20 protein-coding genes are annotated in these 20,836 nt (G+C 67.0%); 9 read left to right on the top strand and 11 right to left on the bottom strand.

Annotated features, from left to right (window positions below; genetic code table 11):
• Window positions 1-47 precede the first annotated feature (47 nt).
• The 4 genes from guaA to mrdA are packed head-to-tail and all read left to right on the top strand — an operon-like array spanning window position 48 to window position 4,532.
• Window positions 48-1,685 (top strand): glutamine-hydrolyzing GMP synthase, encoded by a 1,638-nt coding sequence (guaA, locus tag KBZ07_RS00215; protein WP_254929733.1) that lies wholly within the window; start codon window positions 48-50, stop codon window positions 1,683-1,685.
• A gap of 46 nt (window positions 1,686-1,731) precedes the next feature.
• Window positions 1,732-2,361, top strand: a complete 630-nt coding sequence (locus KBZ07_RS00210) for a hypothetical protein (protein WP_254929732.1) — start codon at window positions 1,732-1,734, stop codon at window positions 2,359-2,361.
• A gap of 51 nt (window positions 2,362-2,412) precedes the next feature.
• Complete coding sequence (locus KBZ07_RS00205; RefSeq protein WP_254929731.1) at window positions 2,413-2,772, top strand: hypothetical protein; 360 nt, start codon at window positions 2,413-2,415, stop codon at window positions 2,770-2,772.
• Window positions 2,773-2,774: 2 nt separating this feature from the next.
• Window positions 2,775-4,532 carry a penicillin-binding protein 2 gene (gene mrdA / locus KBZ07_RS00200; protein ID WP_254929730.1) on the top strand — a complete coding sequence of 586 codons (1,758 nt, stop codon included), beginning with the start codon at window positions 2,775-2,777 and terminating at the stop codon, window positions 4,530-4,532.
• Window position 4,533: 1 nt separating this feature from the next.
• Here mrdA and KBZ07_RS00195 read toward each other — a convergent pair whose 3' ends face one another.
• The 3 genes from KBZ07_RS00195 to KBZ07_RS00185 form a co-directional block, all read right to left on the bottom strand.
• Window positions 4,534-5,670, bottom strand: a complete 1,137-nt coding sequence (locus KBZ07_RS00195; protein ID WP_254929729.1) for a glycosyltransferase family 1 protein — start codon at window positions 5,668-5,670, stop codon at window positions 4,534-4,536.
• Window positions 5,671-5,686: 16 nt separating this feature from the next.
• Window positions 5,687-6,880: an NAD-dependent epimerase/dehydratase family protein gene (locus KBZ07_RS00190; protein WP_254929728.1), complete on the bottom strand. Its 1,194-nt coding sequence runs from the start codon at window positions 6,878-6,880 to the stop codon at window positions 5,687-5,689.
• Between the two features lie 102 nt (window positions 6,881-6,982).
• A complete protein-coding gene (locus tag KBZ07_RS00185) occupies window positions 6,983-7,807 on the bottom strand; it encodes a thiazole synthase (protein ID WP_315860126.1) in 825 nt (274 codons plus the stop codon).
• Window positions 7,808-7,865: 58 nt separating this feature from the next.
• Here KBZ07_RS00185 and KBZ07_RS00180 point away from each other — a divergent pair, with 58 nt between their 5' ends.
• Entirely contained in the window at window positions 7,866-8,396 is a 531-nt protein-coding gene (locus KBZ07_RS00180) for a hypothetical protein (RefSeq protein WP_254929727.1), read from the top strand.
• A gap of 10 nt (window positions 8,397-8,406) precedes the next feature.
• Here KBZ07_RS00180 and KBZ07_RS00175 read toward each other — a convergent pair whose 3' ends face one another.
• Genes KBZ07_RS00175 through rpmI form a run of 3 tightly spaced genes read right to left on the bottom strand, consistent with a single transcriptional unit; the run spans window position 8,407 to window position 9,573 of the window.
• Entirely contained in the window at window positions 8,407-8,949 is a 543-nt protein-coding gene (locus tag KBZ07_RS00175; RefSeq protein ID WP_254929726.1) for a hypothetical protein, read from the bottom strand.
• A gap of 19 nt (window positions 8,950-8,968) precedes the next feature.
• On the bottom strand, window positions 8,969-9,316 hold the full coding sequence (gene rplT / locus KBZ07_RS00170) for a 50S ribosomal protein L20 (protein ID WP_197152820.1): 348 nt from the start codon (window positions 9,314-9,316) through the stop codon (window positions 8,969-8,971).
• A 59-nt stretch (window positions 9,317-9,375) separates the two neighbouring features.
• Window positions 9,376-9,573: a 50S ribosomal protein L35 gene (rpmI, locus tag KBZ07_RS00165; protein ID WP_197152822.1), complete on the bottom strand. Its 198-nt coding sequence runs from the start codon at window positions 9,571-9,573 to the stop codon at window positions 9,376-9,378.
• Between the two features lie 76 nt (window positions 9,574-9,649).
• Between rpmI and KBZ07_RS00160 the strand changes: the two genes are divergently transcribed.
• Together KBZ07_RS00160 and KBZ07_RS00155 are read left to right on the top strand one after the other, a co-directional pair.
• A complete protein-coding gene (locus tag KBZ07_RS00160; RefSeq protein ID WP_254929725.1) occupies window positions 9,650-11,215 on the top strand; it encodes a SpoIID/LytB domain-containing protein in 1,566 nt (521 codons plus the stop codon).
• Window positions 11,216-11,239: 24 nt separating this feature from the next.
• Complete coding sequence (locus KBZ07_RS00155) at window positions 11,240-12,580, top strand: glycosyltransferase family 2 protein (RefSeq protein WP_254929724.1); 1,341 nt, start codon at window positions 11,240-11,242, stop codon at window positions 12,578-12,580.
• Window positions 12,581-12,611: 31 nt separating this feature from the next.
• Here KBZ07_RS00155 and KBZ07_RS00150 read toward each other — a convergent pair whose 3' ends face one another.
• From KBZ07_RS00150 to tig, 5 genes are all read right to left on the bottom strand, one after another.
• Window positions 12,612-14,360 carry a DNA polymerase III subunit gamma/tau gene (locus KBZ07_RS00150; RefSeq protein WP_254929723.1) on the bottom strand — a complete coding sequence of 583 codons (1,749 nt, stop codon included), beginning with the start codon at window positions 14,358-14,360 and terminating at the stop codon, window positions 12,612-12,614.
• 12 nt (window positions 14,361-14,372) lie between these two features.
• Window positions 14,373-14,978, bottom strand: coding sequence for a lecithin retinol acyltransferase family protein (locus tag KBZ07_RS00145; RefSeq protein WP_254929722.1), 606 nt, complete (start codon window positions 14,976-14,978; stop codon window positions 14,373-14,375).
• A gap of 38 nt (window positions 14,979-15,016) precedes the next feature.
• Window positions 15,017-16,384, bottom strand: coding sequence for an ATP-dependent protease ATP-binding subunit ClpX (clpX, locus tag KBZ07_RS00140; RefSeq protein WP_254929721.1), 1,368 nt, complete (start codon window positions 16,382-16,384; stop codon window positions 15,017-15,019).
• Between the two features lie 64 nt (window positions 16,385-16,448).
• A complete protein-coding gene (gene clpP / locus KBZ07_RS00135; protein ID WP_254929720.1) occupies window positions 16,449-17,108 on the bottom strand; it encodes an ATP-dependent Clp endopeptidase proteolytic subunit ClpP in 660 nt (219 codons plus the stop codon).
• Window positions 17,109-17,161: 53 nt separating this feature from the next.
• Window positions 17,162-18,604: a trigger factor gene (tig, locus tag KBZ07_RS00130; RefSeq protein WP_254929719.1), complete on the bottom strand. Its 1,443-nt coding sequence runs from the start codon at window positions 18,602-18,604 to the stop codon at window positions 17,162-17,164.
• 232 nt (window positions 18,605-18,836) lie between these two features.
• Between tig and KBZ07_RS00125 the strand changes: the two genes are divergently transcribed.
• Window positions 18,837-19,916: an aspartate-semialdehyde dehydrogenase gene (locus tag KBZ07_RS00125; RefSeq protein ID WP_254929718.1), complete on the top strand. Its 1,080-nt coding sequence runs from the start codon at window positions 18,837-18,839 to the stop codon at window positions 19,914-19,916.
• Window positions 19,913-20,818: a 4-hydroxy-tetrahydrodipicolinate synthase gene (dapA, locus tag KBZ07_RS00120; protein WP_254929717.1), complete on the top strand. Its 906-nt coding sequence runs from the start codon at window positions 19,913-19,915 to the stop codon at window positions 20,816-20,818. The genes KBZ07_RS00125 and dapA overlap by 4 nt, the downstream gene beginning before the upstream one ends.
• Window positions 20,819-20,836 lie beyond the last annotated feature (18 nt).

The raw sequence follows: 20,836 nt of genomic DNA, 5'->3' as shown, positions 1-20,836 counted from the left end.
GCAGCCGCCCCTAGGCTGGCCCGAATGCCCCGGGCCTAGCGCTGTTGATGTCCCAAGTCGCATCCCCCACCGCCCTGTCGCCCCAGATCAACTTGTCGCCCCAGATAGACGCCACCTCCCAGTCGAGCCGGTACCCGGCGATCGTGATCCTGGATTTCGGTTCCCAGTACTCCGAGCTGATCGCCCGGCGGGTGCGGGAAACCGAGGTGTTCTCCCTGGTGATGGCTTACACCACCAGCTCCGAGGAGCTGGCGGCCCTGGCGCCCAAGGGCATCATCCTCAGCGGCGGCCCCAATTCCGTGTACGAGGCCGGGGCGCCGGTGTGTGATCCGGCCATCTGGGGGCTGGGCATTCCGGTGCTGGGGGTTTGCTACGGCATGCAGCTGATGGTGCAGCAGCTGGGCGGGGCGGTGGTGGCCGCCGGTCGCGCCGAATACGGCAAGGCGCCATTGCACGTGGACGACCCGATCGACCTGCTCACCAACGTGGAATCGGGCTCCACGATGTGGATGAGCCATGGCGATTCGGTGCAGCGCCTGCCGGATGGCTTTGCGCGCCTGGCCCACACCGACAACACCCCGGAAGCGGCCGTTGCTGACCACCAGCGGCGCCTCTACGGCGTGCAGTTCCATCCCGAGGTGGTGCACTCCAGCTGCGGTATGGCCCTGATCCGCAATTTCGTCTACCACATCTGCGGCTGTGAGGCCGACTGGACCACCGCCGCTTTCATTGACGAAGCGGTGGCTGATGTGCGCGCCCAAGTCGGCGATAAGAAGGTGTTGCTGGCTCTCTCGGGAGGCGTTGATTCCTCCACCCTCGCCTTTTTGCTGCACAAGGCGATTGGCGACCAGCTCACCTGCATGTTTATCGACCAGGGCTTCATGCGCAAAGGGGAGCCTGAGTTTCTGGTGGAGTTTTTCGACAAGCGCTTCCACATCAATGTGGAATACATCAATGCCCGCGAGCGCTTCATCAGCAAGCTCGATGGCATCACCGACCCGGAGGAGAAGCGCAAGCTGATCGGCACGGAATTCATCCGGGTGTTCGAAGAGGAGAGCAAGCGGCTCGGCCCCTTCGACTACCTGGCCCAGGGCACCCTCTATCCCGACGTGATCGAAAGTGCCGGCACGGGCATCGATCCCAAAACCGGCGAGCGGGTGGCGGTGAAGATCAAGAGCCACCACAACGTGGGCGGCCTGCCCAAGGATCTCCAGTTCAAGCTGGTGGAGCCCCTGCGCCGCCTTTTCAAGGACGAAGTGCGCAAGGTGGGCCGCAGCCTGGGACTGCCCCAGGAGATCGTGGGTCGTCACCCCTTCCCCGGGCCGGGCCTGGCGATCCGCATCCTGGGAGAGGTCACCAGCGAGAAGCTCAATATCCTGCGCGATGCCGATCTGATCGTGCGCGAGGAAGTGAGTGAGGCCGGCCTTTATAACGAGATCTGGCAGGCCTTTGCCGTGCTGCTGCCGGTGCGCAGCGTGGGGGTGATGGGCGACAAGCGCACCTATGCCTTCCCGATCGTGGTGCGCTGCGTCTCCTCGGAAGACGGCATGACGGCCGACTGGTCGCGTTTGCCCTACGACCTGCTGGAGACGATCTCCAACCGCATCGTCAACGAGGTCAAGGGCGTCAACCGGGTGGTGCTCGACATCACCAGCAAGCCCCCCGGCACGATCGAATGGGAGTAGCCCCGGCCCCGCAGCTTCGATACCATCGGCTCCCAGCCCTGCCGTTGTGACCGCTGCCACCGTGCCCTCCGGCTCGACAACCCCTGATTCCGAAAGGCAGCGCAGGCTGCAGCAGGACAGCATCCAGTTCGGGTCTAAGACCGTCTACCTCAACCCCTTTCTCTATTGGCGCCGCTTCGATGCCAATACCGACCGTTGGTTGAGGGAGCCCGGCCAGTTAATGGAGGAGCAGATCCTCACCAACCGGGCCCGGTTCTACCCCGAAGTCAACTGGGATCTGCTCGATAAGGACGAGCGCGATGCCAAGGATGGGGCGGTGGAGATGTTCATCAAGAGTCTGGAGCTGATCAGCACGTTCAATCCCGAGCTCACCGCCGGCCAGCTGCTCGAGGTGGAGCGCAAGATGGCGGTCACCAAGAAGCAGTCCTTTGAACGCTGGGTGGCCCGGGCCCTGAAGCGGCGCCTGAATGAGGAGCACAAGGCCCGGCGGCGCTTCGATCGGGAGCGCAGCTGGCTCGCCTGGATGGAGTGGATTTCCCTCGATGTGACCCGCCAGGCCCTGGTGCCCCTGGCCTCCTTGCTGGTGATTGCGGTGGCTGGGGGTTGGTGGTGGGGCAGTCAGCAAAATTGTCGCCAGGTGATCGTCAATCCGGGCATCCAGCGCCTAGCCCCCTGATCCGGGGCCCCAGGCAGGTCAGACTGGCAATCTTGAGCCAGGACTGCCGCAATGGCCACTGACCCGTTTGATGCCCTGCGGCTCACCCTGATGCAGGACCTATTGCCCGTCGGCCTGGCGGTGGTTGACCGCGCTCGCAAGGGCGGTCCCCAGGCGGTGCTGGCTGCCTTTGATGGCCACTCAGAGGATCCGCTCGGCAGCCTGCGCCAGGAGGGGGAACCGGCCGCGAGTCAGCTGCGTCAGGGGTTGGACCGGGTCAGCCCCGGCCTGGGCAATCCCGTGATGAAGGTGGAGGTGCACGACGTGGCGGCCGAAGCGGCTGATCCCCAGGACGCCCTGGAGTTGCAAGAGGGTCTGGCCCGCATAGCTGAGCGGCTGGAGCTGCTGGAACAGCGGCTCGAATCCGACTGACCATGGCCTTTGGTCCAGGGGCTTCGCGCCATTGCGGCATCGGCCGGCAGCCCGCCTGGTTGCTGGCGGTGGTGCTGCTGTTCAGCGGGGCGATGGTGGCGCGGCTGGCCTGGCTGCAGCTGGTGCACGGCGCTGAGAATCGGGCCAGGGCCGATGAAAATCGAATCCGGCTGATGCCCCGTAATCCGATCCGGGGCCGGCTGTTGGATCGCCATGGCCAGGTGCTGGCCAGCAGCCGCCTCACCTACAACCTCTACATCCAGCCCCGGGAGGTGGGCGAGACCCAGTGGCCCGCCCTGCGGGATCGGCTGGCGGCGGTGCTGGCAGTGGGGGCTGGCGAGTTGGATGCCAAGCGTCGCAGCGGTGCCAATGCGGAGGGATTTCGGATTGAGTTGGCCAGGGGACTCAGCCCTGAGCAGGTGCTGCGCTTCAAGGAGCAGGCCGCCGGCCTGACCGGCGCCGAGGTGGATGTGGACATCCTGCGCAGCTATCCCCACGGTCGACTGGCGGCCCACGTGCTCGGCTACACCAGCGGCATCACCGAGGAGGAATACGACCAGCTCCAGCCCAAGGGGTACCGAATCCGCGATCGGGTGGGCCGCAGTGGCGTCGAGAAGCAATTCGAGGGCCACCTGCGGGGCGAGTGGGGCGGCCAGCAGGTGGAGGTCAATGCGGCAGGTGAGGTGCAGCGAATCCTGGGCGAAAAACCCGCCAGGGCGGGGAAGGACCTACGCCTCACCCTGGATCTGGAGTTGCAGCAGGCGGCGGAGCGGGCCCTCGATGGGGTCCGCAAGGGGGCGATCGTGGCCCTCGATCCCCAGACCGGAGCCATCCGGGCCCTCGCCAGTCGGCCCACGTTTGATCCCAATGTGTTTTCCCCCGCTCCGAGCACGAGCCAGTGGGCCAGCCTCAACACCCCGGATGCCCCCCTGCTCAATCGCGCCTTCCAGGGCTTTCCCCCGGCAAGCACCTTCAAGATCGTCACCACCATCGCGGGCCTTGAATCGGGCCTCTATGCGGCCGACTCGAAGGTGATGACGATGAACTCCTTCTGCTACGCGGGCCTCTGCTACGGCGACCATGGCGCCCACGGGGCGATCGGCTTTCCCCTTGCCCTGGCGGTGAGCAGCAACACCTTCTACTACCAGGTGGGGCTCAAGGTGGGCCCCGATGAGCTGTTCAAGGCCGCCCGCCGCATGGGCTACGGCCAGGTCACGGGCATCGAGTTGAAGGGGGAGGAAACGCCGGGGCTGCTGGGTGACCAGGCCTGGAAAAGGGAGGCGCTGGGGGAGGAATGGACGCCCGTGGACACAATCACCTCGGCCATCGGCCAGGGGGCCCTGCAGGTGACACCGATCCAGATGGCCCGGCTCTATGCCGCGGTGGCCAATGGGGGCTGGCTGGTGACACCCCACCTGGTGGAGCGCCCCACCGAGCGCACCTGGATCGGGCTCAAGCCGGCCACCTTGAAAATCCTGCGCGACGGCCTGCGTCAGGTGGTGACCAACGGCACTGCCACCCTGCTCAACGACCCCAACCTGCCGGCGGTGGCTGGTAAGACCGGCACCGGTGAGGACCCACCCCGGCCCGACCATGCCTGGTTTGGGGGCTATGCCCCAGCTGGAAAGCCCACCCTGGTGATCATCGCCTTCGGCGAAAACTCAGGGGGCTATGGCGGCACCGTGGCGGCACCGATGGTGAAGGCGTTGATGACCACCTGGTTTCGGGGCGCTCTGGCTGCTGCCCCCGCCCGCCCCTGACTCAGGCGACCAACTGCAGCTCGGGATGGGCCAGCAGGCGTTTGTAGTAGCTGCGCAGTTGGTCGGTGGCGCCAGCCCAGCCCCAGCGCTCCGCTTCCTGGCGAGCGTTCTGGCGCAGCTGGGCCCGCTGGCTGGCATCGCCCAGCAGGCGCTCGACGGCCGCGGCCAGGCTGCCCTCCTGGTCTGGTTCGTAGAGGCAGCCGTTCACCCCATCGCTGACGATGTCGGGGATGCCACCGCGGTTGGCGCCCACCACCGGGCAGCCGGCTGCCATTGCTTCGAGCAGCACCAGGCCCAGGGTTTCGGTGCTGGAGGGGAACAGGAAGGCGTCGCCGCTGGCATAGGCCGAGGCCAGCTCTTCTCCGGCCAGGTAACCCACAAAGTGGGTGGGGGTGCCGGCAAAGATCTTCTCGAGTTGTTGGCGGTAGGGCCCATCCCCCACCAGGGCCAGCCGGGCCTCCGGCAGGGCATCGAGCACGGGCCGGATCCGCTCGATTTGCTTTTCGGCCGACAGCCGGCCGATGTAGAGCAGCAATTTGTCGGTGTCGCTGTGGCCGTTGAGCAGCCGCTCCCGCATGGCCTGGGAACGCAGGGAGGGTCTGAACAGCTCCGTATCCACACCGCGCTGCCACAGGTCGGTGTTTTGGATGCCCTTTTCACTCAGTTCCAGCACCATCGCCGTTGAGGTGCAGAGGTTGAGCCGGGCCTGGTTGTGGGCGGCTTTGAGCAATTCCCACAGCAGGGGCTCGAGCATGCCCATGCCGTAGTGCTCCAGGTATTTGGGCAGGTGGGTGTGGTAGCTGGCCACCAGCGGGTAGGCCTTGGTTTTGGCCAGCCAGATGCCGCCCAGGCCCAGCACTGCCGGGTTGACCACGTGCACCAGGTCGGGTTGGAAGAGGTCGAGGGCTTCGGCCACCGCGGGCCGCGGCAGGGCCAGCTTGAGCTCGGGGTAGAGGGGCAGCGGCATGGCCGGCACCCCCACCACCTTGGCCCCCATGTAGCTGGCAGGCGCACCCTCCGGGCAGAAGATCAACACCTCGTCGCCGGCAGCCACCAGGTGCTGCACCGTCTTGGTCAGCCGGGTGACGATCCCGTCGACCTTGGGCAGGAAGGTTTCGGTGAAGAAGGCGATTTTCAAGGGTTCAGGTCCCGCCTCAGGCCATTTGAATCGCCTGGGCCTGGGTGCGGGTCCAGGCCGAGATGCAGGGGATGCGGCTGCGGTCGCAGCGGTCGGCCCAGCGGCGGGCCACATCCACCACCTCGGCCAGCAGGCCGTCATCGAGGGTGGTGGGGTTGAGGCCCAGCTCGATGAAGCAGCGGTTGTCCACGATCAGGTCGTTCTCAACGGCCTCGTTGCGGGGGTTGGGCAGGTAGTTGATCTCGGCGCCGGTGAGAGCCGCCACCTTGCGGGCCAGTTCGCCCACCTGGTGGCTCTCGGTCATCTGGTTGAAGATCTTGACGCGCTCGCCCCGGTCTGGGGGGTTTTCCAGGGCCAGTTGGACGCACTTGACCGAGTCGCGGATGTGGATGAAGGCGCGGGTCTGGCCGCCGGTGCCATGCACGGTGAGCGGATAGCCGATCGCCGCCTGCATCAGGAAGCGGTTGAGCACGGTGCCGTAGTCACCGTCGTAGTCGAAGCGGTTGGTGAGCCGCGGGTCCCGCTCGGTGGCCTCGGTGTTGGTGCCCCAGACGATGCCCTGGTGCAGGTCGGTGATGCGGACCCGGTCGTTTTTGTTGTAGTAGAGGAAGAGCAGCTGGTCGAGCGTCTTGGTCATGTGATAGACGCTGCCCGGACTGGCCGGGTGCAGGATCTCCTCCTCAAAGCGGCTGCCGTCGGGCTGGGGCACCTCCACCTTGAGGTAACCCTCGGGGATGGTGGCGCCGCGGTGGGAGCCGTAGCCGTAGACGCCCATCGTGCCCAGGTGGACGATGTGGATGTCGAGGCCGCTCTCCACGATCGCGGCGAGCAGGTTGTGGGTGCCGTTGACGTTGTTGTCGACCGTGTAGCGCTTGGTGGCGCTGCTCTTCATTGAGTAGGGCGCGGCCCGCTGCTCGGCGAAGTGCACCACCGCATCGGGGCGCTCCGCCAGCAGCAGATCCACCAGCCGCTGATACTCATGGGCCAGGTCGAGGTGCAGGAAGCGCATCGGCTTACCGCCCACCTGCTCCCAGGCCCGCAGCCGCTCACCCATGGTGGCGATTGGGGTGAGCGACTCCACCTCCAGATCGATGTCGATCTTTCGGCGGCTGAGGTTGTCGACGATGACCACCTCGTGGCCCGCATCCGCCAGGTTCACCGCGCAGGGCCAACCGCAGAAGCCGTCGCCACCCAGAACGAAGACCTTCATCCCAACCCCCATTCTGAAAAATCCCAGACCCCCGCAGGCCGAGCAGATGCTCCGCTGGGCAAGCTACTACAGGCGTTCGGCCCTGGACTTGCCAGGCCTGCTTCAGCTGCCCACCAGGCCGGTTCCCGGGGAGCTGGCCCTGGCCTCAGCTCGGATCGGCAGGCGTCCGGCATGGAAGGCGTTGCGTCCAGCTTCCGTAGCCAGGGCCATGGCCCTGGCCATCGCCACCGGATTGCCAGCCAGGGCGATGGCGCTGTTGATCAGCAGGGCATCGGCGCCCATTTCCATCGCCTGGGCGGCCTCGCTGGGCACGCCGATGCCGGCGTCAACCACCACTGGCACCCGGGCGTTTTCGATGATCAGGGCGATGTTGGCGGCGTTGCGAATGCCCTGGCCGGAACCGATCGGCGAGCCCAGCGGCATCACGGTGGCGCAGCCCACCTCCTCCAGCCGTTTGGCGAGCAGCGGATCGGCATTTATGTAGGGCAACACTGTGAAGCCTTCCTTCACCAATTGCTCGGCGGCCTCCAGGGTGCCGAAGGGATCGGGCAGCAGATGTTTGGTGTCGGGGATCACCTCCAGCTTCACGAAGGTGTTGTCCTCCTGGCCGGCGAGCTTGGCCAACTCCCTGCCCAGCCGGGCCACCCGCACGGCCTCCTCTGCAGTGGCGCAGCCGGCCGTATTGGGCAGCATCCAGATGCGGGTCCAGTCGATGGCCTCTATCAGGCCCCCATGGCCGGCAGCCTGGCTCTGGACCCGCCGCACCGCCACGGTGACGATTTCACAGGCACTGGCGCTAAGGCTGGCCTGCATCGCCTCGAGGCTGGGGTATTTGCCGGTGCCGGTCATCAGGCGGCTGCTGAAACGGCGGCCAGCAATCACCAGCGGGTCGCTGGGGGCAGGGGTGGGGGCGGCGGTGGTGACCACGGAGCAGGGCCGGAGCTTGGCAACGGTCCTAGCCTCCCACTAGCTGGTTCTTCCCACCGTGTTCCTGGCCATTCTTCGCCCGCTCCCCTGGCTTGCCGCTGCCCCCTTGGCCCTGCTGGCCCTGGTGGTCTCGCCGGCAGGGGCGTCTACCCCCTTGGCGGTTGGTTCCGTCGGAGCCGAAACCTTCGATCCCGTGGCCCGCGCCCAGGTGCTGGCCACCCAGATGGCCCGCACCTGGAGTGGCGGGTACCAATCCTTTGGCATCGGCCAGAGCGGCCCCAGCCAGAGCGTCCCGGCCGAGCTGCGGCTGGCCAGCGTGACGCCGATGGGGCAGATGATTGACCTGCGCGGAGAACTCACCCTCGGCGGAGTCACAACCCCGGTGCAGGGCAATCTGAACGCCGAGTCTGACCAGCTCGATCTGGTGATGCTCTGCCAGTGCGAGGTGGCGGGCCTGGAGATGGGTGGCGTCTTCACGGGGCTGGAGGGGCTGCGGCTATCCGGCTGGCAGTCTCCCCGGCTCACCAACCCCGGGGGCCGCTTGGATCTGAAGCCCCTGGGCTCCAGTCCAGCTGCTGGCGGGCTGTGAAGAGCTGGATTTAGGCGCTCTGGTCCAATCCGGCCTTACGGGCCAGCAATTTGAGCCGTTTGCGGGCGGTTTTGTTGCTGGCATCGAGGGCCATCACCTGCTCATAGGCCTCTTTGGCCTCCTCGAGTTTCAGTTGCTTCTCGAGGGCGTAGGCCAGGTTGTTGAGGGCAACCGGGTAGGCCGGTTTGGCGGCGAGCGCCAGGCGGTAGTGGCGGATGGCGCTCTTGTAGTTGTTCTGGGCGGCCAGGGCAAAGCCCAGGGCGTTTTCAATAACCGCCTGGGCTTCGGCGGGCTCCTTGGCGGCCTCGGCTTTTTTCAGGGCCTGCTTGAGCGATTCAGCGGCCTGGCCATAAAGGCGCTTGCGCAACTGCACCGAGCCCATCTCATAGAGGGTGGCTGCATCGGAGGGCTGGTTGCCATCCTTCTGCTCCAATTTGGCCAGGGTGACCTCATCGGCGCGCACCCGCCAGAGCTGGCGCCCAACCACTACGGCGGCCACGCCCAGAAGAACGATCAGCCCAATCAGGTAGGTCTGCGGAAGGAGGGCGTCCAAGGGGACCTACCAGGGGATTTTAAGTTTGGGCGGCACCCACCACGCTGCTGAAGCTGGCCGGGTCAACCACGGCCAGCTGGGCCAGCATCTTGCGGTTCAGGCGCACGTCAGCTCTCTTCAGGCCACCGAGCAGACGGCTGTAGCTGAGGCCGTTGAGGCGGGCCGCGGCGTTGATCCGGGCGATCCAGAGGCGGCGGAAGTCGCGCTTGCGGCGACGGCGATCCCGATAGGCATTGCACAGCGCCTTCATCACCCGCTGGTTGGCGGTGCGGAAGAGGGAGCCGTTGCCACCGCGGAAGCCCCGGGCTAGGCGCAGAACTTTGTTACGGCGTTTGCGGGCAACGTTGCCCCTCTTGACGCGTGACATGGCGGTGAATCAGGGGTGAATCAGGAAAGAAAAAGTAAAGAGTTGGGGCCAAAACCCCGTCAGGCGTAGGGGAGCATGGCGCTGACGTTGTCCGCATCACGCTCGTCAACCAGTGCCATAGTGCCCAGGTAACGCTTGCGTTTCGGGCTCTTGTGGTCGAGCAGGTGGCTGCGGAAGGCCCGGCGACGCATGAACTTGCCGGTGCCGGTGGCCTTGAACCGCTTGGCGGCCGCTTTGCGGGTCTTGAGCTTCGGCATGTCTCGCGTCGCGGCGGGCACAAAGAAGCAGAGTACGACGTGGCCCCACCCTCCTCCAAGCCACCCGCCTGCTGCGATGTTCCGGTTCCCCATCCCCCCGGCCCCACCAGTGCTGCAAGCAGGGATCTGGGCCAGTGCGCTGTTGTTGAGCGGGGGATGTAATGCGGCATCCCTGAAGGCGGCAGCCCTGCATTGGCAGGTGCCGCCGCCGCCGGCCGTCTCCGCCGCTGCGCCCGTGCTCTGGGTTGCCCTGGCGGCCCAGCTCCAGTCGCCCACACCCCTGCGGCTGCGCAGTGCCACAGGCAACCTGCGGCTGGAGACCTCCAGGGGCGAGCGGTTTGCCGCCCCGGAGTTCCTGCTCCAGTGGCGTTCAGTTCCCCTGGCCGAACCCCTCACCCTGCGGCGCCAGGTGTGGGGCCCCTTCGCCAGCTACGAAAGTGCCGAGGAGGCTACCGCCCGCTGGCGCCAGGCCGGGGCGGAGGTGGTGATTGCCCATCCGGCCGAGTGGGAGGTGTGGGCCGCGCTGGAGGCGCCGGTTCCGCCGGGGGTGACGCCGCGGCGGCTGGAGCAGGTCCAGCGCCAGCGCCTGGCATTGGAATTACGCCGGCCCGGTGGGGACGCCGTGCTGCTCGAGGGCCCCCTGCGGCTGGAGGCGCCCGGCGGGTTGCGCTGGCAGGGAGGGGTGTTCGCCGGGCCCTTCCGGCTGCAGGGCGATGCCTACGGCAGCTGGACCCTGGTGGAGGAGGTGCCCCTGGAGCGCTATCTGCTGGGCGTGGTGCCCCATGAGATCGGTGCAGGGGCCCCGCCGGCCGCCCTTGCGGCCCAGGCGGTGCTGGCCCGCACCTGGGCCCTGCGCAACCAGGGGCGCTTTGCGGTGGATGGCTACCACCTCTGCGCCGACACCCAGTGCCAGGTGTATGCCGATCCGCGCCTGGCGGGGCCGGCGGTGCGCCGGGCTATCGGGGTGACCCGCCACCAGGTGTTGGCCTGGCAGGGGGCGCCGATTCATGGGGTGTATCACGCCACAAATGGGGGCATTTCGGCCGGTTTCGAGGAGGTGTGGAATGGCTCCGCCCTCCCCTACCTGCGGCCCTGGGTGGATGGCCCCGGGGCGATCCAGGCCAAGGTGACCCTGCCCCTGGAGCCGGCCGGGGTGGCGGCGGCCCTGGCAGCCACCTCCCGGGCCTATGGCTTCGATCACCCCCGCTTCCGCTGGACCCGCCTGCTGGATGGGGCCCAGATCCAGCGGGCCCTGGCCAAGACGGCCCCCCAGCTCGGCACCCCAACCCGTTTGACCGTGCTGGAGCGGGGCCCCAGTGGCCGGGTGCTGGCCCTGGCCATCGACGCCAGGGGCCCGGCCGGAGAGCCCCAAAGCGTCGTGCTGAGGCGCGATGCCATCCGCCGCAATCTGCGCCAGTTGCCCAGCACCCTGTTTGTTCTGCGTCCGGAAGGTTCGGGTCGCTGGCGATTTGATGGGGGCGGTTTTGGCCACGGCGCCGGGTTGTCCCAGGCGGGCGCCATCGATCTGGCCCGCAGGGGCTGGAGCCTGGCGCAAATCCTTGGGCACTACTACCCAGGCACCAGTCTGGAGCCCCTGGTCGCCCTGCCCAGGGACCCAGGGTCTGCGGCCGGTTCCCCCTAGGATCCACCTACTTCTGGGATCGCCATGGCTGCGGGTGGCAGTTCCACCGATCACCGTCGTGGCAAGTCGGGGCTGTTCCTGGTCGCCTGTGGCGGGGCCGGGCTTGCTCCCCACTGGCTGCCTGAACCCCTGCGGTTGATCCCAGCCCTCATCCTGGCCGTGGTGCTGGGTGGCTACAGCCTCCGCACCCTGCTGCTGCAGGCCTTCCGCCCCTACCTCTCCCCCCCGGCCTCGGGCTTGCCTCCCGCCCCGATGCCGGCGGTGGATGTGGTGGTGGCGGCCCGCGATGAACAGGCCGTGATCGGCAGGCTGGTGGAGCGCATTGCCCAGCTGAGCTACCCGCAAGGGCAGCTTCGGCTTTGGGTGATTGACGACGCCAGCAGCGACCGCACCCCCCAGCTGCTGGCCGAGCTTCAGCAGCGGTATCCCTTTCTGCAGGTGTTGCGGCGGGAAGCCGATGCCGGCGGCGGCAAGTCGGGGGCCCTCAACCTGGTGCTGCAGCAGTTGCAGGGCCGCTGGATGTTTGTGCTCGATGCCGATGCCGATCTCCAGAGCGACACCCTGGAGCGGCTGATCCCATTTGCTGAAACAGGCGGCTGGTCGGCCGTCCAGCTGCGCAAGGCCGAGGTGAATGCCAGTGTCAACTGGCTCACCCGGGCCCAGGCCATGGAGATGGCCCTCGATGCGGTGATCCAGCAGGGCCGGTTGGCGGCAGGTGGGATCGTGGAACTGCGGGGCAACGGCCAGCTGCTGCGCCGCGATGCCCTGCTCAGGAGTGGGGGCTTCAACGAGGCGACGGTCACCGATGACCTGGATCTCAGTTTCCGCTTGCTGCTTGAGGGCGAGCCGATCGGGCTGCTCTGGGATCCGCCCGTGCAGGAGGAGGCGGTGCTCGGCCTGGCTGCCCTCTGGCGCCAGCGCCAGCGCTGGGCCGAAGGGGGCCTGCAACGATTTTTCGACTACCTCCCGGGCCTGCTTTCGGAGCGGCTCAGTGGGGTTCAAAAGCTCGAGTTGGTTTGCTTTTTTCTGCTCCAGTACGGCCTGCCGGTGGTGGCGATCGCCGACCTCTTCGGTGCGGCGATCACCCGCACCCCGCCCACCCTCTGGCCCCTCTCCTTTGTGGCCTTCGGGCTCTCCGGTGGCGCGATCATGGCCGGCTGTAGCCGACCCCGGGAAGGCCCGGCCCTGCCGGCGATGAATCCCTGGAACCTGGCCCTAGGCATTGCCTATATGGGCCATTGGTTTGTGGTGATTCCCTGGACCAGCCTGCGCATGGCCCTGAGGCCCAAGACCCTGGTGTGGGCCAAGACCATGCACCTCGGGGAAGAGGATGAGCCTGCGCTTGAGGATCCGGCGGCGGCCTGATTTTCCCGGCCTGATCTCCAAGCCCTGATTCTCAAGCAGCGGCGTCGTCTGGGCCTATCCCTTCGAGGGGCCCATCGAGATCAACCACTTCGCCGTTGAAAAACTCGGCCAAGCGCCGGGCTTTCTCATCGAGGGGCGCCATGGGGGGTGGGGGTTTGTTGGCCGGATTCAGCTCCGCAGCCGGTTGTGGTTGTGCTGCCTGGACGGGAGGCTTGCTCTGGACGGGGCTCTGGACTGGAGCCTGAACGGGGTTAGCAGCAGGTTGGGGCGCTCGGGGGCCGGGGGCTGGCGGCGGTGAATGGGCGCCACCCCCCTCCAGCAAGAGCTGGCGCGGGCTGCCCAGGGCATTGGTGACGGCCGTTTCCAGCAGGGGTAGACGGCTCTGCACCATGGCCATCCAGTTACCGGCCACCTGCACCACGGCTCGACGCTCATCCAGCCGCACCAGTTGGGCCTGCTGGGAGAGCAGCATGCGGGTGGAGGGCAGCTCCAGGCCCGCCAGGATCTGTTGCCAAAGCTCGGCAAGGTTTGGCGACCCAGCGGTCGCTGTGGCTTGGGGTATCGGGTCTGGTTGGGGCGCTGGGTCTGGTTGGACTGGGGTTTGGGGAAGGGGCGCTGGCTGGGGGGTCGGAGCGGGCTGGACCGGCGCTGGGCTCATCGCAGCGGGTTTGGCCGGGGCGAGAACCACCGCTTCGGCCAGCAGGCCCAGCAACAGCACCTCCAGCCAGAGGCGTGGGTTGACGCTGTGGCGCAGCTGCTGCTCGCTGCCCTTGAGCTGGGCCTGCCACTGCAGCAGCCGGGCCTTGCCGATGGTCCGGGCCAGCTCGGGAAGTTCGCCGCGAAATTGGGCTGAGACGCCGGTGAGCTCGAGCCGGTCGGGGGCGGCGCCTGCCAGCACCAGATCCCGCAGCAAGCTCACCAACCCCTGCAGCACGGCGCCGGGTTCCCGGCCCCGTTCCAGCAGCTCCCGGCAGCCCTCCAACAGCCCCAGGGGCTCGGCCCCGGCCAGGGCCCGGGCCAGGGCCAGCAGTTCCTGCTCCGGCACGGCTCCCAGCAGCTCCCACACGGCCGTGGCCTCGATTGGAGCTGGCAGCAGGCTGAGCTGGTCCAGCAGGCTCTCGGCGTCGCGCAGGCCCCCCTGGGCCCGCTGGGCCACCACGTGCAGGGCCTCGGGGGTGATGCCGATCGACTCGCGCTCGGCGATCCAGCCCAGGTGCTGTTCGAGGGCCTGCAGGGGAATGCGGCGGAAATCAAAGCGCTGGCAGCGGCTCAGGATCGTGGCCAGCACCCGTTGGGGGTCGGTGGTAGCCAGCACGAACACCACCCGTGGCGGCGGCTCCTCCAGCGTCTTGAGCAGGGCATTGAAGGCGGCGGTGGAGAGCATGTGGCACTCGTCCACCACGTAGACCTTCCAGCGGGCCTGCACCGGGGCGAAGCGGGAGCGCTCAATCAGCTCGCGGATGTTGTCGACGCCGGTGTTGGAGGCGGCGTCGATTTCGATCACATCGAGGGCAGCACCGGCGGCAATGGAGGTGCACAGCTCACAGACGCCGCAGGGGTCAGGGGTGGGTGCCTCGCTGCCGATGCAGTTGAGCGAGCGGGCCAGGATGCGGGCGCTGGAGGTTTTGCCGGTGCCGCGGGGGCCGCAGAACAGGTAGGCCGGCGCGATCCGGCCGGTGAGCAGGGCGTTGGTCAGGGTGGCGGCGATCGCCTCCTGCCCCACCAGCTCCTTGAAGCGCTGGGGCCGGTACTTGTGGTGGAGGGGCTGGTAGCTGGACATCGCTGCTCGAGGTTACCGGTCCTCCCCCGGTTCGAACTGGCGCCGCAGCCGCTCTTCCAGTTCTTCGACCTCCGCCAGCTGGTCGGCCAGCCTCTGGGCCGCAAGCCGCAGGGCGGCGAAGCGTTCCTCGCCCCAGCGCGCCTCCGCCTTGGCCAGCTCGGCTTCGAGCTTTTCCTGCAGGCTGAGCCGCAGCTGGTCGAGCTGGGCCAGGCTGCGCAGGGCGAGCTCCTTGCCCTTCTCCAAGTGGTTGTTCTGGCGCAGCAGCAGTCGGGCGCCGCTGAGCAGGGTGGTTGGCAGCCAGCTCTCAACCTGGGCGCTGCGGTGCCGGCCGGTTTTGCACCAGTGGGCGAAGTGCTCGCAGTTGTTGAAGAGCAGGTTGTAGTTCTGCTCGCCCAGCCGTCCCATGGCGCGCCTGAGGGTGACGCCAACTGGGGAGCAGCTGCCCGCCGGGTAGGGCACCTCACACACGGGTTCACCGCGGCTGAACTCCGCCAGGGGGCTGCGCAGGATTTCGCGGCCCTCGAGGTAATGGGCCACGCTGCCGTCGCCCAGGTCGATGCCGTGGTGCAGAAACAGACCGTGCTGACGGGGAACCTGCAGGTGGGCGGCGGCGGGCATTGGCGAGGAGGGCAGCAGCCTGACGCGAGAGCCTGGGCTCAGGCGCTGGCCTGCTGGGGGGCTTCCTCAATGGTGCCGGCGCTGAGGGACACCACCTTGGCCTGGCTGCGCTGCTCCACCAACTGGCGGGTCACGGTGAACCTCTTGATGTCCGTGCGGGAGGGCAGGTCGTACATCAGATCCAGCATCAACTCCTCCACGATCCCCCGCAGGGCCCTGGCGCCCGTCTTGCGGCGGTTGGCCTCGATGGCGATGGCTGCGACGGCTCCGGGTTCGAAATCGAGCTCGACGTTGTCCATGCCCAGCAGGGTCTGGAACTGCTTGATCAGGGCATCGCGGGGTTCGGTGAGGATGGCTTCGAGGGCGATGTTGTCGAGCGGCTCCAGCACCGCGTTCACCGGCAGGCGACCGATGAATTCCGGGATCAGCCCGTAGCGCACCAGGTCTTCCGGTTGGAGGTGGCGCAGCACCTCGGCCGCATGGCGATCCTTATTGATGCGTGGCCGGCTGCTGCCATCGGCGCTGAGGAAGCCGATCGAGTTGCGACCCATCCGCTTCTGCACCAGGTCTTCAAGACCCACAAAGGCGCCGCCGCAGATGAACAGGATCTGGCTGGTGTCGATCTGGATGCAGTCCTGATGGGGGTGCTTGCGGCCACCCTGGGGCGGCACGTTGGCCACGGTGCCTTCGAGCATCTTCAGTAGGGCCTGCTGCACCCCTTCCCCGGACACGTCGCGGGTGATCGAGGGGTTTTCGCTCTTGCGGGCGATCTTGTCGATTTCGTCGATGTAAATGATGCCGCGCTGGGCCTGCTCCACATCCAGATCGGCCTTCTGGAGCAGCCGCAGCAGGATGTTTTCCACGTCTTCACCGACGTAGCCGGCCTCGGTGAGGCTGGTGGCATCGGCCACCGCAAAGGGCACCGCGAGCATTTCGGCCAGGGTCTGGGCCAGCAGGGTCTTGCCACAGCCGGTGGGGCCGATCAGCAGGATGTTGCTCTTGTGCAGGCGGGTGGCGGTCTGGTCCGTTTCGCCCTTGCCATCCCCCTGCCAGGCCAGGCGTTTGTAGTGGTTGTAAACGGCTACTGACAGACTCTTTTTGGCCTCTTCCTGGCCCACCACCTGGCTGTCGAGGAAGGCCTTGATCTCCTGGGGCTTGGGCACCTCGGCCAGGGTGGGGGCAGGCTTGGAAATTTTTTTGGTCGCAGGCTTGCTGCGGCCGGTTTCCGGGGTGTGGCGGGCACCGCTGACGGATTGGCCATCAACCAGCTCCTCATCCAGGATCTCATTGCAGAGATCGATGCATTCGTCGCAGATGTAGACACCAGGACCGGCAATAAGTTTGCGGACCTGGTCCTGCGATTTGCCGCAGAACGAGCACTTGAGGTGGGCGTCAAACTTTGGCATTGGCAGGGATGTCCTAGGTCCAGGATCGACCTTGGAACAGGGTTCCTCAGCCAATCTTTCAGGGTTAAGTCGGGGCCTTGACCGCGTTGGAGTCGGTCACAACCTGATCGATCAGGCCGTATTCAACCGCCTCAACAGGTGAAAGGAAATAGTCGCGATCAGTGTCTTCTGTGATCTTCTCGAGGGGCTGGCCAGTGTGCTCCGCCATCAGGCGGTTGAGGGTGTCCTTTAGGTAAAGGATTTCCTTGGCCTGAATTTCGATGTCCACCGCCTGACCTTGGGCTCCGCCCAGGGGCTGGTGGATCATGATCCGGGCACTGGGCAGGGCCAGCCGTTTGCCCTTGGTGCCCCCCGAGAGCAGGAAGGCGCCCATCGAGGCGGCCAGGCCGTAGCAGATGGTCACCACATCGGGGGAAACCTGCTGCATGGTGTCGTAGATCGCCAGACCGGCGGTCACCGAGCCACCCGGGGAGTTCACGTAGATCTGGATGTCCTTCTGGGGATCTTCCGCTTCTAGGAAAAGCAGCTGGGCCACTAGGGAATCGGCCACCTGGTCGTCGATGCCGGTGCCCAGGAAGATGATCCGCTCGCGCAGCAGCCGCGAATAGATGTCAAAGGCGCGATCGCCTTTGCCTGACTGCTCCACCACGGTGGGCAGCACCCCCGGCGAGCCACTGGGGCCCCAGTGGCTGTGAACTGGATGGGGAATGGTGGCGTCGATCACGCGCGGTTAAGGCTCCTGCAAGCAATCTATGGGCTCTGCAGCAGCGGCTGGGATCAATCCTCCTGCTCGGTTGACTTGGCTTTGGCTTTGGTTTCGGCCTTGGCTTTGGTCTTGGCTTTGGCCTTGGGCTTGTCGGTCGTCTCCGCTGGCTCTTCCTCGGCGGCGGGGGCCTTCTCGCTGATCGTGCTGTTGGCTTCGAGCCACTCGAGCAGCTTGTCGCGCAGCAGGTCTTCGGCGACGGCTAGCCGCAGCCGTTCCGGGTCAATGTTGGCCTGGTCGCTGAGGCCTTGGCTGATCTCCTCCAACTTGGCTTCGAGATCGCCGGCCTCCAACTCGATCTGCTCCGCAGTGGCGAGGGCCTTGAGGGCCAGGCTGCGGCGCAGGCGCTCCTCGGCCTCGGGGCGGGAGGTGTCCATCAGGCTGCGCACCAGATCGGGGGTGAACAGCTTCTTGACGTCCATGCCCTGCTGGGCGATCTGGCCGGCGGTCTGCTCCAACAGGTTGCGAATTTCCTGCTGCACCAGCGTTTCGGGTAGCTCCACCTCGAGCTCCGCCACTAGGGCGGCGAGCAGGGCGTCGTGGCGACTGGCCTTGGCCCGGCGCTCGGCATCGTCTTTGAGGCGGATTTCCAGGTCTACCCGCAGTTCTGCCAGGGTGGCCTTGTCGCTGGCCTGCTGGGCGAAGGCGTCATCGAGGGCCGGCAGCTCGCGGCACTTGAGATCCTTCAAACCGATTTCAAAACGGGCCTGGCGGCCGGCGGCCTCCTCCTGCTGGTAGCTGTCGGGGAAGCGGCACTCGATGGTTTTTTCGTCGCCGATGGCCATGCCGATCACGCCCTCCACGAAGCCCGGGATCATGCGGCCCTCCTCCAGTTCCACCTCCATGGCATCGCTGTTGCCACCACTGATCGGCTCGCCGCTATCGAGGTAGGTGCCGTTGAAACTGACCACCGCCACATCGCCGCTGGCGGCAGGCCTGCCCTCCACGGGCACCAGGGTGGCCAGCTGCTTGCGGGATTGGTCGATCAGTTCGTCGATGCGGGCGGGGTCGTAGCTGATCGTTTCGGCTTCAGCCTTGAGGCCCTTTGTGGCCTTGAGGGTGGGGGTGGGCTCGACGTCCAGTTCGAGGGTGATGGTGAGGGCACTGCCGGGCTCAAAGCGCGCCAGGACGGCCTCAAACCCTTCACTCAGCTCCGGCCGACCGATCGCCGCCAGGGGTTCCTGCTCGAGGGCGTCGCGACAGGCCGCTTCCACCAGGTCTTCCAGGGCGGTGGCGCGGATGCGCAGGGGGCCAATCTGCTGCAGCAGCACCGGGCGGGGCACCTTGCCCTTGCGGAAGCCGGGCAGCTTGATGCTGCGGCTGAGCTTCTCCACGGCGGCGTCGTAGCTGGCCTGGCTGCGGTCGGCGGGGATGGCCACCTCCAGGGCCATCCGGCTGCCCGGGCGGGGGCTGGCTTTGACGGACAGGCTGGCAACTGGGGCGGCGGCAGAGCTCATGGAAAGTCGATGCAGGGCCGGATCCTAGAAAGCGGCCGTTCCGAGCCCCGTAGGCCTATTGTTCGAGAGGCGCAGAAGAAGGAAATAGTTCGGTTCAGCCCATCTGCAGGGTTGGGATTTGATCCCAGCTCCTCGCTTTGCGGCAGCATCCCGCCCCCCTGTATGCCCCGATCCGGGCCTCTCCACGTCAATCCCGGATAAACCAGCAGCTTTCGATCCCGTTCCCGTCCCCTTGACCGCCGTCCAGACCAGCATTTCCCCCAGCTCTGTGTGCCTGCCCAACCGCCCCCTTCGGGTGGCCGTTCTGGGGGCCAGTGGAGCGGTGGGCCAGGAGTTGCTCCAGCTGCTCGAGCAGCGCCGTTTTCCGGTGGCCGAGCTGCTGCCCCTGGCCTCGCCCCGCTCCGCCGGCCAGAGCCTGGGCTGGCAGGGTCGTGCGCTCACCATCCAACCCGTGGAGGCCTCGGCCTTCGAGGGCGTCGATCTGGTGCTGGCCTCGGCCGGTGGCTCGGTGTCGCGCCAGTGGGCGCCGCTGGCGGCTGCGGCTGGTGCCCTGGTAATCGACAACTCCAGTGCCTTCCGCATGGATCCGGCGGTGCCGCTGGTGGTGCCGGAGGTGAACCCCGAGGCGGCCTTCAGCCACCGGGGCATCATCGCCAACCCCAACTGCACGACGATCCTGCTCAGCCTGGCCCTGGCCCCCCTCCATGCCCGCCGGCCGATCAGGCGGGTGGTGGTGAGCACCTATCAGAGCGCCAGCGGCGCCGGCGCCCGGGCCATGGAGGAGCTGCGCAGCCTCAGCCGCACGGTGCTCGATGGGGGCGAGCCCGTCAGTGAGGTGCTGCCCCACTCCCTGGCCTTCAACCTCTTTCTGCACAACTCGCCGCTGCAGCCCAATGGCTACTGCGAGGAGGAGCTCAAGATGCTGCACGAAACGCGCAAGATCATGGGCACGCCGGAGTTGCGGCTCTCGGCCACCTGTGTGCGGGTGCCGGTGCTGCGGGCCCACTCCGAAGCCGTCAACATTGAGTTTCACGAGCCCTTCCCGGTAGAGGAGGCCCGGGCCCTGCTGGCAGCTGCCCCCGGCGTCGAGTTGCTGGACGACTTCGATGCCAATCGCTTCCCGATGCCTACGGATGTGACCGGTCGCGATCCGGTGGCGGTGGGACGGATTCGCCAGGATCTCAGTGAGCCCAATGCCCTGGAGCTCTGGCTGTGTGGGGACCAGATCCGCAAGGGTGCGGCCCTCAATGCCATCCAGATCGCTGAACTGCTGATCGAAGCTCCAGGGGCCCAGGCCGGGGGTGGCTTTTGAAAGCGATCCAGACCCCAGCTCCCCCCTTCGGGCGTTTACTCACCGCGATGGTGACCCCATTCAGCGCCGACGGGGCGCTGGATCTCCCCCTGGCGGCCCGCCTGGCGGCCCACCTGGTGAACCAGGGCTCCGATGGGCTGGTGGTGTGCGGCACCACCGGCGAATCCCCCACCCTCAGTTGGGCCGAGCAGCATGCCCTGTTTGCCACGGTCAAAGGGGCCCTGGCGGGCCGGGCCAAACTGATCGCCGGCAGCGGCAGCAACTGCACCGCCGAGGCTGTGGAGGCCACCCGCGAGGCGGCTGCCCTCGGCGCCGATGGGGCCCTGGTGGTGGTGCCCTACTACAACAAGCCCCCGCAGGAAGGCCTCGAAGCCCATTTCCGGGCCGTGGCAGCGGCCGCCCCAGAGCTGCCCTTGATGCTCTACAACATCCCGGGCCGCACCGGCACCAGCCTGGAGGCAGCCACCGTGGCGCGCTTGCTTGACTGCCCCAATGTGGTGAGCTTCAAGGCCGCCAGTGGCAGCACCGAGGAGGTGAGTGCCCTGCGGGCCAGCTGTGGCGACCGCCTCGCCATCTACTGCGGCGACGATGCCCTCACCCTGCCGATGCTGGCCGTGGGGGCCGTGGGTGTGGTGAGTGTGGCCAGCCACCTGGCCGGACCCCAGATCAGCGCCCTGATCCGGGCCTTTTTCGAGGGCGATCAGGCTCGGGCCCGGGCCTTGCACGAGCAGTTGCTGCCGCTGTGCAAGGCCCTCTTCTGCACCACCAATCCCATCCCCGTCAAAGCAGCTCTGGAGCTTTGCGGCTGGCCGGTGGGTGCCCCCCGTCTTCCCCTTCTTTCCGCCAACGCCGCCGTGCGCCAACGCCTCTCCGAAACCCTGGCTGCCCTGCGTCCTACATGACGCCAAGGCTTGAGACCA

This window comes from Cyanobium sp. BA20m-14, from assembly GCF_024346295.1.
Note: the sequence above shows the minus strand (reverse complement) of the source record. Positions and strands in the feature narration are given on the sequence as shown.

What these genes read in the sequence shown, in the direction of transcription:
- guaA (WP_254929733.1), top strand. Translation starts at nt 48, where the DNA reads ATGTCCCAAGTCGCATCCCCCACCGCCCTGTCGCCCCAGATCAACTTG.
- KBZ07_RS00205 (WP_254929731.1), top strand. Translation starts at nt 2,413, where the DNA reads ATGGCCACTGACCCGTTTGATGCCCTGCGGCTCACCCTGATGCAGGAC.
- mrdA (WP_254929730.1), top strand. Translation starts at nt 2,775, where the DNA reads ATGGCCTTTGGTCCAGGGGCTTCGCGCCATTGCGGCATCGGCCGGCAG.
- KBZ07_RS00190 (WP_254929728.1), bottom strand. Translation starts at nt 6,880, where the DNA reads ATGAAGGTCTTCGTTCTGGGTGGCGACGGCTTCTGCGGTTGGCCCTGC.
- rplT (WP_197152820.1), bottom strand. Translation starts at nt 9,316, where the DNA reads ATGTCACGCGTCAAGAGGGGCAACGTTGCCCGCAAACGCCGTAACAAA.
- rpmI (WP_197152822.1), bottom strand. Translation starts at nt 9,573, where the DNA reads ATGCCGAAGCTCAAGACCCGCAAAGCGGCCGCCAAGCGGTTCAAGGCC.
- KBZ07_RS00160 (WP_254929725.1), top strand. Translation starts at nt 9,650, where the DNA reads ATGTTCCGGTTCCCCATCCCCCCGGCCCCACCAGTGCTGCAAGCAGGG.
- KBZ07_RS00155 (WP_254929724.1), top strand. Translation starts at nt 11,240, where the DNA reads ATGGCTGCGGGTGGCAGTTCCACCGATCACCGTCGTGGCAAGTCGGGG.
- KBZ07_RS00150 (WP_254929723.1), bottom strand. Translation starts at nt 14,360, where the DNA reads ATGTCCAGCTACCAGCCCCTCCACCACAAGTACCGGCCCCAGCGCTTC.
- KBZ07_RS00145 (WP_254929722.1), bottom strand. Translation starts at nt 14,978, where the DNA reads ATGCCCGCCGCCGCCCACCTGCAGGTTCCCCGTCAGCACGGTCTGTTT.
- clpX (WP_254929721.1), bottom strand. Translation starts at nt 16,384, where the DNA reads ATGCCAAAGTTTGACGCCCACCTCAAGTGCTCGTTCTGCGGCAAATCG.
- tig (WP_254929719.1), bottom strand. Translation starts at nt 18,604, where the DNA reads ATGAGCTCTGCCGCCGCCCCAGTTGCCAGCCTGTCCGTCAAAGCCAGC.